This is a genomic window from Methylobacterium sp. D53M, assembly GCF_053345625.1.
Genome location: NZ_JBKFAL010000005.1, coordinates 85,074 through 97,529, shown reverse-complemented (window position 1 = coordinate 97,529; position 12,456 = coordinate 85,074). Strand labels below are relative to the sequence as shown.

The 12,456-nt window shown below is 73.5% G+C and carries 9 protein-coding genes; 4 read left to right on the top strand and 5 right to left on the bottom strand.

Features of this window, described 5'->3' with window-relative positions; all coding sequences use genetic code 11:
* Nucleotides 1–79 precede the first annotated feature (79 nt).
* Together ACLBYG_RS11185 and ACLBYG_RS11180 are read left to right on the top strand one after the other, a co-directional pair.
* Complete coding sequence (locus tag ACLBYG_RS11185) at nucleotides 80–2,740, top strand: ABC transporter transmembrane domain-containing protein (protein ID WP_447681498.1); 2,661 nt, start codon at nucleotides 80–82, stop codon at nucleotides 2,738–2,740.
* A gap of 77 nt (nucleotides 2,741–2,817) precedes the next feature.
* A complete protein-coding gene (locus ACLBYG_RS11180; RefSeq protein WP_447681497.1) occupies nucleotides 2,818–4,254 on the top strand; it encodes a cytochrome P450 in 1,437 nt (478 codons plus the stop codon).
* Here ACLBYG_RS11180 and ACLBYG_RS11175 read toward each other — a convergent pair.
* From ACLBYG_RS11175 to minC (ACLBYG_RS11155), 5 genes are all read right to left on the bottom strand, one after another.
* Entirely contained in the window at nucleotides 4,244–5,128 is an 885-nt protein-coding gene (locus ACLBYG_RS11175; RefSeq protein ID WP_447681496.1) for an alpha/beta fold hydrolase, read from the bottom strand. The two genes, ACLBYG_RS11180 and ACLBYG_RS11175, sit on opposite strands and share 11 nt — an antisense overlap.
* 162 nt (nucleotides 5,129–5,290) lie before the next feature.
* Nucleotides 5,291–5,632, bottom strand: coding sequence for a cell division topological specificity factor MinE (gene minE / locus ACLBYG_RS11170; RefSeq protein ID WP_042672278.1), 342 nt, complete (start codon nucleotides 5,630–5,632; stop codon nucleotides 5,291–5,293).
* Nucleotides 5,629–6,444, bottom strand: coding sequence for a septum site-determining protein MinD (gene minD, locus ACLBYG_RS11165; protein WP_447681495.1), 816 nt, complete (start codon nucleotides 6,442–6,444; stop codon nucleotides 5,629–5,631). The genes minE and minD overlap by 4 nt, the downstream gene beginning before the upstream one ends.
* Before the next feature lie 13 nt (nucleotides 6,445–6,457).
* Nucleotides 6,458–7,186 carry a septum site-determining protein MinC gene (gene minC, locus ACLBYG_RS11160; protein ID WP_020093045.1) on the bottom strand — a complete coding sequence of 243 codons (729 nt, stop codon included), beginning with the start codon at nucleotides 7,184–7,186 and terminating at the stop codon, nucleotides 6,458–6,460.
* Nucleotides 7,187–7,417: 231 nt separating this feature from the next.
* Nucleotides 7,418–8,086, bottom strand: a complete 669-nt coding sequence (gene minC, locus ACLBYG_RS11155; protein WP_447681579.1) for a septum site-determining protein MinC — start codon at nucleotides 8,084–8,086, stop codon at nucleotides 7,418–7,420.
* Nucleotides 8,087–8,298: 212 nt separating this feature from the next.
* On the opposite strand from minC (ACLBYG_RS11155), the gene addA reads away from it, so the two are divergent.
* Both addA and trxA read left to right on the top strand, forming a co-directional pair.
* The gene (gene addA / locus ACLBYG_RS11150; RefSeq protein ID WP_447681494.1) at nucleotides 8,299–11,796 is read left to right on the top strand and encodes a double-strand break repair helicase AddA; all 3,498 of its coding nucleotides are present in this window, start codon (nucleotides 8,299–8,301) and stop codon (nucleotides 11,794–11,796) included.
* Between the two features lie 223 nt (nucleotides 11,797–12,019).
* Nucleotides 12,020–12,343 (top strand): thioredoxin, encoded by a 324-nt coding sequence (trxA, locus tag ACLBYG_RS11145; protein WP_010682902.1) that lies wholly within the window; start codon nucleotides 12,020–12,022, stop codon nucleotides 12,341–12,343.
* Nucleotides 12,344–12,456 lie beyond the last annotated feature (113 nt).

The following is a 12,456-nucleotide window of genomic DNA, read 5'->3' as shown; positions in this document are numbered from 1 at the left end:
GTATCGACCAGGATCAGGCGTCCGGCTGCGGCGATTCGGCCGTCGGGCCGCCAGGGCGGGCTTTCGTCGGAAGGACACGATGCGCGCGCTTGAGCCGCGGCTGTTCCCGTATATCTGGCGCTACTCCAAGGTCGCGCAGCTCCGGATCTGCGCCGTCGTGCTGGCGTCGCTTCCGTTCTATTTCGCCTCGCTCGACCTGCCGAAGCGCATCGTCAACGACGCGATCACGGGGAAGGCCTACGCGCACGGCGAGGCGACCGCGCCGTTCCTCGAGCTCACCGTCGAGTGGCCCGCCTTCCTGGGCGGCGGCAAGACGCACCTGTTCGAGGGGTTCCAGCTCGACCGGTTCGAGCTGCTGCTCAGCCTGTCGACGCTGTTCCTCAGCCTCGTCCTGATCAACGGCGCGTTCAAGTTCTGGATCAACCTCCAGAAGGGCATTCTCGGCGAGCGGATGCTGCGCCGCCTGCGGTTCCAGCTGTTCTCGCTGATGCTGCGCTTCTCCCCGGAGACGCAGCGGGAGGTGAAATCCTCCGAGACCGCGACGATCATCCGGGACGAGGTCGAGCCGATCGGCTCCTTCATCGGCGACGCGATCGTGGTGCCGGTGTTCCTGGGCACTCAGGCCGCGACGGCGCTGGCCTTCATCATGATGCAGAACATCTGGCTCGGCATCGCGGCCGGCGGCATGGTCGCCGTGCAGATGACCGTGATCCCGCGGCTGCGGCGGGAGATCATCCGCCTCAGCCGCCAGCGCCAGATCGCGTCCCGCGCCCTGGCCGGGCGCGTCGCCGAGGTGCTCGACGGCCTGCAGGCGGTGACGCTGAACGACACCGGCCGCTGGGAACGCGCGGAGATCGGCGGCCGCCTCTACCGGCTCTACGACCTGCGCCTGCGGATCTACCGCCGCAAGTTCGCGGTCAAATACCTCAACAACCTGCTGGCGCAGGTGACGCCGTTCCTGTTCTACGCGATCGGCGGCTACTTCGCCCTGAAGGGCCAGCTCGACATCGGCCAGCTCGTGGCGGTCCTGGCCGCCTACCGGGACCTGCCGCCGCCCCTCAAGGAGCTGATCGACTGGGACCAGCAGCGCCTCGACGTCGAGGTCAAGTACGAGACCGTGGCGGCGCATTTCGGCCCGCAGCGCCTCCTGCCGGCCGAGCACGAATCCGAGCGCTCGGCGCCCCGGCTCGGCGGGCCGCTGCGGCTCGAGGGCCTGCAGCTGCGCGATCCGCAGGGCGGCTCCCTGATCGAGGTCGGCGACGCGGAGGTGCGCCTCCCCGGGCAGGTCGCCGTGGTCCCGCCCGGGGCGATCGCGCAGGAATTCATCCGCGTGCTCGCCGGGCTCCAGGCGCCGCCCGGGGGCACGGTCCGGATCGGCGAGCACGACCTCTCGACGCTGCCGCGCCGCGACCACGCGCGGCGCATCGCCTACGCGGGCGTCCAGCCCGTGCTGTTCCCCGGGACGCTGCGCGACAACGTCCTCTACGGGCTGCGCGTGCACCCGCTGCGCACCAAGAGCCTCGACCTCAGCAAGGCGCGGATCAACGAGGCAGTGAAGACCGGCAACCCCTGCGACAGCGTCGAGGACCCCTGGATCGACTTCAAGCGCCTCGGCGTCCGGGATGCCGACGAGCTCGACGAGCGCCTGCTCGACCTGCTCGGCCGGCTCGACCTCGGCGACGAGCTCTACCGGTTCGGGCTCGGCGCCCTGAGTTCGGTCGCCCACGACACGCCGGTGGGCCAGCGCATGATCGCGGCGCGGGAGCACCTGCGCGAGCATTTCGCCCAGAAGGGTCTCGCCGACCTCGTGATCCCCTTCGCCCGGGGCCACTACAACGAGCAGGCCACCGTCGGGGAGAACCTGCTGTTCGGCGTCCCCCGCGACCCGACGCTGACGGATCCGCGCCGCCTCGCCGGCGTCCCCCTGTTCCGCGACGCGCTGGACAAGGTGAAGCTCCTCGACGAGCTCGACCGGATGGGCGTCGCCATCGCCAGCAACCTCAAGGACATCTTCGCCGACGTGCCGCCGGGTCACCCGCTGTTCCGGCGGTTCTCGCTGATCACCCCGGACGCGCTGCCCGACTACCTGCGCCGGCTCGCGCGCCTGCCCGAGGACGGGCGGCTGAGCGAGACCGACAGCGTGGCCTTCCTGGCGCTGGCCCTCGCCTATGTCGAGCCGCGGATGCGCTTCGGGCTGCTCGACGAGACCCTCGCCAAGCGCATGGTCGGCGCGCGGGCGGTCGTGCAGGGCTTCATGCACGGCGACGACGGCTGCGACGTCGAATCCTACGACCCCAACCGGATCAACCCGCGCAGCACCGTCCTCGACAACCTGCTCTTCGGCCGCATCGACACGGCGCGGATGCACGGCGAGGCGCTGATCCAGAAGGAGGCCCGCGCGGTGTTCCGGGAGTTCGACCTGGAGCGGCCGATCCAGCGGCGCGGCCTCGAGAAGGAGGTCGGCAACCGAGGGCAGGCGCTCGCCGAGCGCGTGCGGGTGCGGGTCGGCCTCGCGCGGGCGATCCTGCGCGAGCCGGAGATCCTCGTGGTCGACCGGGTGGACGAGCACCTGGAGAGGGGCGTCGACACGCTGCTCGACGTGACCGAGACCGCCCTGCCCCGGGCGAGCCTCGTGGCGAGCCTGTCGCCGGAATCCGACCCGGCCCGGTTCCCCGCGCGCCTGCCGATCCAGAGTGCCGACCGGAGTGCCGAAGCGCGCCTGCGCGCGGCGGCGGAATGACGTAAGCGTGACCGGTCCGCGCGGGGCGCGGCCGGCGGTTTACAGGGCTGCCCGTCTCCGGCACAGGATGGCACCCCATGCCAACATTCTCGGACGCCACCGCGACCCCGGACCGGACGACCCCGAGCCTCGCCGGGACGCCGCGCGTGGTGCCGCCGCACCGCGCCCCGCCCGAGCGCGAGCTGCCGCTGCCCGCCTACCTGCGGTCGATCCGCGACAACGCCCTGGCGGGCTTCCCCCGGCGCGCCTTCGAGGAGCCGATCACCCGCCGGGGCCTGCTCGGGCGGTCGAGCTTCGTGCTGAACGACCCCGAGGCGATCCGCCGGGTGCTCGTCGAGAATCAGGCGAACTACGCCCGCACCACCGGGACGACCCGCATCCTGCGCCCGATCCTCGGCGACGGTCTCCTGATCAGCGAGGGCTCAGCGTGGCGGCACCAGCGGCGCACCCTGGCGCCGGCCTTCACGCCGCGGGCGATCGACGGCCTCGTGCCCCACATCGCCGCGGCCGTCACCGACGGGATGGAGCGCATCGCCGCCGAGGCCGCGGCGGGGCCGGTCGACCTGTTCACGTCCTTCTACCGGCTCGCCCTCGAGATCGCCGGGCGCGCCATGTTCTCGGTGGGGATGGACCAGCACGGCGCCGAGCTGCGCCAGTTCATCGCCGAGTACGCCGAGCGGATGGGGCGGCCGCACCTCCTCGACATCGTCACTCCCCCGGGCTGGCCGGTGCCCCTCGACCTGTCGCGCCGCCGGTTCCGGCGCCGGTGGATCCCCTTCCTCGACCGGATCATCGCGGCGCGCCGGGCGGTCGAGGGGGACAGGACCCGCTCGGGCGATTTGCTCGACCTGCTCGCGGCCGCGCGCAATCCCGATACCGGCGCCGCCTTCACGCCCGACGAGCTGCGCGACCAAGTCGCCACCATGATCCTGGCGGGCCACGAGACCACGGCCGGCACGCTGTTCTGGGCGGCCTACCTGCTGGCCCTCGCGCCGGAGGTGCAGGAGCAGGTCGCCGCCGAGGCGCGGGCCGCCGACCTCGCCGACCCCACCGGCTGCCAGAGTGACGGGCGGCTGCCGCTCACCCGCGCGGTGATCGACGAGACCCTGCGCCTGTACCCGGCGGCCTTCGTGGTCGTCCGGCGGGCGCTGGGCCCGGACACAGTGGCGGGCCACGCGGTCAAGGCGAGCGACATCGTCATGGTGAGCCCCTGGGTGCTCCACCGCCACCGGTCGCTCTGGCCGGACCCGGACGCGTTCGATCCGGGGCGCTTCCTGCCCGGCGCCCCCGCCCCGCGGCGCTTCGCCTACCTGCCCTTCGGGGCCGGCCCGCGGGTCTGCATCGGCGCGCAGTTCGCCCTGAGCGAGGCCGTCCTCTCCCTGGCGCGGGTGCTCCAGCGGTTCCGGCTGGTGCTCGACGAGCGCGAGCCGGTGCTGCCCCAGGCGGTCGTGACGACCCAGCCCGATCGCCCCGCGCGCTTCCGGCTGATCCCCCGCGAGCCGCTCAGCCCCTGATCCCGGTGATCGTCGCCGAGATCGCCCGCGGGTCGCGCATCGGCCAGCGGCCGCTCTCCGCCTGCGCCAGGAAGTCGTCCAGCAGGCGGTTGTAGGCGTCGGGCTCCTCGACCGAGAGGGCGTGGCCGGTATTGGGCAGCACGGCGAGGGCGGCGGAGGGGATGACCCGCTTGAGCATCAGGCTCGGGGTGAGGCAGGGCCAGTCCTCGTCCCCGGCGACGATCAGGGTCGGGACGGTCATGCGCCCCAGCTCGTCCGTGAGATCGTAGAGCGACGGCCGCCCCTTCTGCACGCCGGCCTGGGTGTTGGCCGAGCCGAGGGCCGAATGCTCGGCGAGCATCCGCCTGAACTCGGCGTGCCCGCGCGGGTCCTTGGTCTCGAACTGCACCCGCGTCGGCCCGACGGCGTAGCGCTCCGCGAAGGCCGCCATGCCGTCGCGGAGGAGCATCGCGGCGGTGGCGTCCGCCTCGGCGTGGAACAGCGCCTGCCGCTCCGGCTCCGCGCCGTAGCCGCAGCCGCCGAGGCACAGCGACAGCGCCCGGTCGGGGTGCCGCAGGCCGAAATGCAGGGTCGCGAAGGCGCCCATGGAGATGCCGGCGACGTGGGCCTTCGGCGCGCCGAGATGGTCGAGGACGGCCAGGATGTCGTCGGCGGCGCGCGCCTGCGCGTAGGCCGAGACGGCCTCCGGAACGTCGGAGGGCGGGTAGCCCCGGGCGTTGAACGCGACCGCGCGGTAGCGCCGGCCGAAATGGCGCAGCTGCGCCTCGTAGCTGCGGTGATCGCCGGCGAATTCGTGGACGAAGATCAGCGGCGTCCCCTGGCCGCTCTCCTCGTAGTGGAGCCGTATCCCGTCGTCCGTCGTGGCGCTCGGCATGGCGATCCTCTCATCGGCCTCCCCCGGGTTTCCGAGATGGCGCGACGGGGCGCCCGGTCGAGAGTCGGGACCGGAGTTCGTGGAAGGAACGACGAAGCCGCACCCGGCGGACCGGGCGCGGCGCGTGGATCTCCGTGCCGGCGGGGACGCTCCCCGCCCGGCTCAAGCGGCCTTCTTGGAGGAGGCCGGCTTGGCGGCCCCCTTCTTGGCGGCGACCTCGGCGAGCTTCGCGGCCAGCTTGGCGTCGAGCTTGCCCGAGGCACCGAGCGGCAGCTCGATGTCGAGGCCGAGGGTCGAGACACCCTCGCCGCGCTCCAGGGTGACCTTCACCTTGTCGGGCTCCACCGCGACGTGGTTGGCGATCACCGCCAGGATCTCCTCCCGGAGCTGGATCACGAGGTCGGGGCGACCCGACTCCGCGCGCTCGTGGGCGAGGATCAGCTGCAGGCGGTCGCGGGCGACCGCGCCGGAGCTGCGCTTCTGGAACAGTCCCAGGATGCTCACGCCGCCCTCCGCATGAACAGCTTGTCGAGGAAGGACTTGCGCTCGACCGGCAGGCTCATCGGCACGGACTCGCCCTTGAGCCGGCGCGCCGCGTCGGCATAGGCCCGCGCCGGGGCGCAGAGCGGGTTGTTCAGCGTCACCGGGCAGCCGAGGTTCGAGGCGCGCAGCACCTCCTGGCTCTCCGGGATGATCGCGAGCAGCGGGATCGACAGGATGTCGAGCACGTCCTCGGTCTTGAGCATGTCGCCGCGGTCGGCCCGCATCGGGTCGTAGCGGGTGAGGATCAGGTGCTTCTCGATGTCCTCGCCCTTCTCCGCCTTGGCGGTCTTGGAATCGAGGAGGCCGATGATCCGGTCGGAGTCGCGCACCGAGGAGACCTCGGGGTTGGTGACGACCACCGCCACGTCGGCGTGGTGCATGGCGAGCTGGGCGCCGCGCTCGATGCCGGCGGGGGAGTCGCAGATCACCCAGTCGAACTTCTCGCGCAGCTCTTCCATCACCCGGGCGACGCCCGCGTCGGTGAGCGCGTCCTTGTCGCGGGTCTGCGAAGCCGGCAGCAGGTGCAGGGTCTCCAGACGCTTGTCCTTGATCAGCGCCTGCGGGAGCTTGGCGTCGCCGTTGACCACGTTGATGAGGTCGTAGACGACCCGGCGCTCGGCGCCCATGACGAGGTCGAGGTTGCGCAGGCCGACGTCGAAGTCGACGACGCACACGCTCTGCCCGCCCTGGGCCAGGGCCGCTCCGAGGGCCGCGGTCGTCGTCGTCTTGCCGACGCCGCCCTTGCCCGATGTGACGACGAGAACCTTTGCCACGCGTCGATCTCCCTTAATCCAGGCTTGCCATTCGGATGTTGCCGCCATCGAGCCAGACCTGGGCGGCCTTGCCGCGCAGGGCCGTGCCCATGTCCTCCGCCGTCCGCACGAGGCGGTCGATCCCCAGCAACTCGGGTTCGAATTTGCGGCAGTAGATTCGTGCGCGCGGGTTGCGCGCGGCTCCGGCGATCGCGCGACCGCGCAGGGCGCCGTAGACGTGGATGGAGCCGCCGGCCAGGATCTCGGCCCCGGAGGAGACGGACCCCATCACGGTCACGTCGCCGGTCGGGTTGATGACGCTCTGGCCGGAGCGGACCGAGCCCTCGACGGTGATCGAGGTGACCACCTGCGGCTCCGGCTCGGCCGGGACGCTCGGGATCTCGATCGTCTCGGACGGGTGCCCCTTGACCAGCAGCGGCGGCAGGCCGTCCACCACCGCGTCGGCCCCCTCGATGCCCAGGACCGCGATGCCGCGGGCCTTGAGTTCGTTCATGAGCGTCTCGAGCGCGTCCGGCTCGGGCTTGAGCTGGGCGCAGTCCAGGATGACGGCCCGGCCTTTCAGCAGGGTCGGCGAGCGCTTGAGCGCCGCGTCGAGGCCCGCGAGCCACTCGGGGAGCGGCGGCTCGGGGGAGAGGGCCAGGGCCTTGAAGGCCCGCCCGCGCAGGCTGAGCGGCCGGGGCGCGGAAGGAGCCGCCGCTGTGGCGGTCTCCGGGTCGATCGGCTCGGGGAGGGTGTCGCTCATGTCCGCCCGTTAAGAGTCCTTACCGGACCATTGACGGCGGGTATGGTTACCGAAGGGTTAAGTTTCTGATCCGGTCGGCAAATTCTGCCGGGATCCTTGTATCGGGGCAGCGGAGGATGGTCTCACGCCCTCGGGCGCGCGTCGCGGGGGGCTCGGCCCCAGCCTCCGTGGGTTCTGCGCGGGCTGAAAGGCCGTTAACCGACGGCCCGAACGCCGGAGCTGCGAAGCCTCTCAACCTCGCTCGAACAGGTTCAGCTTGATCGCGTCCTCCAGCAGCCGCACCTCCACGGCCTGCCCCCGGAAGGCCGGGTCGAGGTCGTCGGCGGCGCGGTAGAGGCCGTCGATCGCCACCAGCTCCGGCTCGAACCGCCGGCACCAGATCCGCGCCGTCGGGTTGCCGGCCGCGCCCGCGATCGCGCGGCCGCGCAGGGCGCCGTAGACGTGGATCGAGCCGCCCGCGATGACCTCGGCGCCCGACGCCACGGCGCCCAGCACCGTGACGTCGCCCTCGAGGTGCAGGACGGTCTGGCCGGAGCGCACGGGCGAGTCGAGGATCAGCGAGCGGGCCGTCTCCCTGGCCTGCGGCTCGGCCGGCGCGGGCGCGTCCGCGGCCGACTCGTCCGGGGCGGCGATCTCCCCCGCGGGGCGCCCGCCCGACAGGGCCGGCGGGGTCGCGGAATCCAGGAGCGACGGCGCCGCGCCCTCGATCCCCAGGATCGGGATGTTGCGGGCGGCCAGCTCGGCGAGCAGACCGTCGAGATCCTCGCGGTTGAGCCGCAATCCGGACAGGTCGAGGATCACCGGCCGGCCGGCGAAGAAGTTCGGGGCACGGCGGTTGAGGGCGTCGAGGTCGCCGAACCAGTCGGCGACCGGGGGGATCGGCGCCAGGACGGTGGCCATGAAGGAGCGGCCGCGGAAGCGGATCGGCGGGCGCGCCGGCTCGGATGTCGGCTGGGTCACGGGCGTGTTCGGTGTGCGCGGAAGGGATCGTCTGCATCCATGGGACGGCGCCGCGCCCGGGGCAATCCCGCGAGGGCCGGTGTGACGCCTTGGCGGGCCCGCGGGCGCGTTTCTGTTGTAGAGAGAGCCGGCAGCCGAGCCGGACCGGACCGTTGAGCAGCGTCACCCCGCACGCCCCCGCCCCCTTCGTCGTCGACGACCTGACCCGCGCCAACCAGCGTCGGGCGGCCGACCCGCGCGCCTCGGCCTGGGTCTCGGCCAATGCCGGCGCGGGCAAGACCAAGGTCCTCACCGACCGGGTGGTCCGGCTGCTCCTCGACGAGGCGCCGCCCGGCCGGATCCTCTGCCTGACCTTCACCAAGGCCGCCGCGGCCAACATGGCGATCCGCGTCTTCCGGCTGCTCGGCCGCTGGGTCACGCTGGACGACGAGACCCTCGCCGCCGAACTCGCCGAGCTCACCGGCGAGCGCGCCGGGCCCGAGCGCCTGCGCCTGGCGCGCCGCCTCTTCGCCCGGGCGGTCGAGACGCCGGGCGGCCTCAAGATCGAGACGCTGCACGCCCTGTGCGAGCGGCTGCTCCACATGTTCCCCTTCGAGGCGAACGTGCCGGCCCGCTTCGTGGTGCTCGACGAGGCCAAGGCCCGGGAACTGTTCGACATCGAGATGGCCAACGTCCTGGCCGACGCCGTCGCGAACGGCGACACGCCGCTCAGCGCGGCTCTCGCGCGGGTCACGCCGGAAGCCACGGGCGACACCCTGCGGGCGGCGATCCGGGCGGCCATGCGGGCGCGGAGCTTCATCGGCGACGCCGCCGGCCTGGAGCGGGCCTTCGGGCGGCTGCACGGGGCCCTGGGGCTGGCGGCCGAGGAATCCGCCGAGCGGATCGAGGCCGGGATCCTCGAGGGCGGTCCCGATTGCCGCCCGGAGGAGCGCGCCGCGCTGGTCGCGGCGCTGCGCACCGGCAAGGCCAACGACGAGAAGCTCGCCGACGCGCTCGAAGCCGCCGAGGCCGAGCGGCTCCGCTCCGCGGACCTTCCCGACCGGGCCGAGGCGCTCGCGCTCTACCGCGCGGTCTTCTTCACCCAGAAGGACGAGCCCAAGGCCGACAGCAGCCTCGGGACCAAGGGCGTGCCGGCCGGCGCCAAGGCGGCGCTGCTCGCCGAGCGGGACCGGCTGGAGCCGCTGTTCGACCGCCTGCGCGCCGCCCGGGCCCACGCCCGCACCCAGGCGCTGTTCCAGATCGCCGCCGAGATCCACCGCCGCGTCGAGGCGCAGAAGGCGCGCCTCGGCGCCCTCGACTTCGACGACCTGATCCACAAGGCGCTGGACCTGCTCGGCCGCGTCGGCGCCGGCTGGGTCCTGTACAAGCTCGACCGCGGCATCGACCACGTCCTCGTCGACGAGGCGCAGGACACGAACCCGGAGCAGTGGGCGATCCTGCGGGCAATCACGCAGGAATTCGCCGCCGGCGAGGGCGCGCGGTCCGGCAGCCGCACGCGCTTCGCGGTGGGCGACCCCAAGCAGTCGATCTACGGCTTCCAGGGCGCGGAGCCGCGGGAATTCGCCCTGACCCGCGCGTCCTGGATCGCGGAATCGCGCTCGGCCGGACTGACCTTCGAGGACGTGCCGCTCACCCTGTCGTTCCGCTCGACCGGCCTCGTCCTGCGCGCCGTCGACGCGGTCTTCGCCCTCGACGCCCACAACGAGGGCCTGTCGTTCGAGGACACGGTGCGCACGACCGTGCACGCCAGCGCCCGGCCGGGCGCGCCCGGCGCCGTCGAGCTGTGGCCGATCGCCGAGCCTGAGCCGGCCGCGGAGCCCGATGCCTGGACCGCCCCCGTGGACGCGCCCGAGACCAGCGCTCCCGCGATCGTCACCGCCCGGCGGGTGGCGCAGGCGGTGCGCGCCTGGACCACCGCGGGGGACGCGACCGGCCGGATCTGGCGCCCCGGGGACGTCCTGATCCTGGTCCGGAAGCGCGGGCCGGCCTTCGAGGAGGTGATCCGCGCCCTGAAGGGGCTCGGCGTCCCGGTCGCCGGGCAGGATCGGCTCGAGGTCTCCGCCCACATCGCGGTGGCCGACCTGGTCGCCGCCGGCCGGGCGGGCCTCCTGCCGGCCGACGACCTGACCCTCGCCACCGCCCTCAAGACGCCGCTCGTCGGCCTCACCGACGAGGACCTCGTGCGGATCGCCGCCCGCCGCGACCTCGCCGAGACCCTGGAGGATGCCCTGCACCGCCACGCCGCGGCGGGCGACGCGGCCGCGCGGCGCGGGCTCGAGGCCCTGTCGGGCTGGATCGCCCTGGCGGGGCTCCACGGCCCGTTCGGCTTCTACGCCCGGCTCCTCGGGCCGCAGGGCGGCCGGGCCAAGCTGGTCGCCCGCCTCGGCGGCGAGGCCGGGGACGCGATCGACGTGTTCCTCGCCGCCGCCGCCCAGGCCGAGACCGGCGAGGACGCCCCGTCGCTGGGCGGCTTCCTCGCCCGCTACGTCGGGGCCGAGGCCGGCCACACGGTCAAGCGCGACCTCGAATCGGGCCGCGACGAGGTCCGGGTCATGACGGTCCACGGCGCCAAGGGCCTGGAGGCGCCGGTCGTGGTGATCCTCGACGGGTGCGAGCCCCTCGGCCGCAACGACCCGCCCCTCCTGCCACTCCCGGCGACGGAGATCGCCCTGCCGCCGGTCTGGTCGGGCGGGCGGACGCAGGACTGCGCCGCCACCGACGCGGCGCGGGCGGCCCTGCTCGCCAAGGCCCGGCAGGAGCACAACCGCCTGCTCTACGTCGCCATGACCCGCGCGGCCGACCGGCTGATCGTCGCGCCCTTCCGCGGCCACGAGCGCGAGACCGAGGCGGCGTGGTGCCGGATGATCCAGGCCGGCCTGGAGGCGGCGCTCGGCGCCGGCCGGTCGCTGGAACTCCCGTACGGATCCGCGACCCTCTGGCAGGACGGCGCCCCGCCGGATCCCGCCCCCGCCGCGGGTGCCGGGGCGGCCGGAGCGGAGGCCGGGCCGGAGCCCGACTGGCTGCGCGGCCCGGTGCCGCCGGAACCGACCTCCGAGGCCCTGAACCCGTCCGGCGCCCTGGAGGCGGCGGACGGAACGCGCGTGCCGCCGCCGCGCCTCGCCGACGCGCAGGCCCGGCGCCGCGGGATCGTGACACACGCCCTGCTGCAGCACCTGCCCCGGGTCGAGCCGGACCGCCGGGAGACGGCCGGGCGCGCCTTCGTGCAGGCCCGGGCGCCCGGTCTGCCGCGCGCGGCCGCTCCCGCGATCGTCCGGTCGGTCCTCCGGATCATCGACGCCCCCGACCTCGCGCCGCTCTTCGCCCGGGACGCCCGCGCGGAGGTGGCGCTGTCGGGGCGTGTCCGTGCCGGCGGGGCAGAGAGGGTGGTCCAGGGGCGCGTCGACCGCCTCGCCGTGACGGCGGACACGGTGCACCTCGCCGACTTCAAGACCGGCCGCCCGCCCGAGCCCGGCGCGCCGCTGCCCGCCGCGGAGGCCGGCCAGATCGCCCTCTACGCGCGCCTCCTCGCGCAGATCTACCCGGACCGGACGATCCGGCCGATTCTCGTCTGGACCTCGGGGCCGGTGATCCGCGCCCTCGATTCCGACGACGTCGCGACGGCCCTGGACCGGATCGGGATCGAGGCGTGACCCGTGCCCCCGGGGCGCGTGCCCGGAAGCGGTCCGCATGCGCCAGCGCACGTCGCGGTGGGGCGATTCACCGAGAGAGCCGTGCGTCCCGGGCACCCCCGCCCTCCCCCGGCGACCGGACTTCTTGACCGGGCGCCGGGCCGTCGCCAATTCTGACCGGACCGCGCGGGCCTCTGCCCGTTCGACGCCGCCCGACGGGCGGCGGATTCCGAAAGGTGACGTTATGGCGACGGTGAAAGTAACCGACGCGAGCTTCGAGCAGGACGTTCTCAAGTCCGCCGAGCCCGTCGTGGTGGATTTCTGGGCGGAGTGGTGCGGCCCCTGCCGTCAGATCGGCCCGGCCCTCGAGGAGATCGCGACCGACCTGCAGGGCAAGGTGAAGATCGCCAAGGTCAACGTCGACGAGAACCCGCAGATCGCCGCCCAGTACGGCATCCGCTCGATCCCGACGCTGCTGCTCTTCAAGAACGGCGAGCGCGTGGACCAGAAGGTCGGCGCCGCACCGAAGGGCGACCTGTCGCGCTGGATCGGCGCCCAGACCGCCTGATCCGCCGTCACGGCTCCGAAAGACAAAAAGAAAGCCCGGCCGTGAGGCCGGGCTTTCTCGGTTTCGAGCCCAAGTTTTTTTATTTCGGGATCCCGGTGCTTGGCCCGGGATCC

Coding starts and splice junctions, on each gene's coding strand:
- minC (WP_020093045.1), bottom strand. CDS start 7,186: ATGAGCGACACCCTCCCCGAGCCGATCGACCCGGAGACCGCCACAGCG.
- ACLBYG_RS11185 (WP_447681498.1), top strand. CDS start 80: ATGCGCGCGCTTGAGCCGCGGCTGTTCCCGTATATCTGGCGCTACTCC.
- ACLBYG_RS11175 (WP_447681496.1), bottom strand. CDS start 5,128: ATGCCGAGCGCCACGACGGACGACGGGATACGGCTCCACTACGAGGAG.
- minC (WP_447681579.1), bottom strand. CDS start 8,086: ATGGCCACCGTCCTGGCGCCGATCCCCCCGGTCGCCGACTGGTTCGGC.
- ACLBYG_RS11180 (WP_447681497.1), top strand. CDS start 2,818: ATGCCAACATTCTCGGACGCCACCGCGACCCCGGACCGGACGACCCCG.
- trxA (WP_010682902.1), top strand. CDS start 12,020: ATGGCGACGGTGAAAGTAACCGACGCGAGCTTCGAGCAGGACGTTCTC.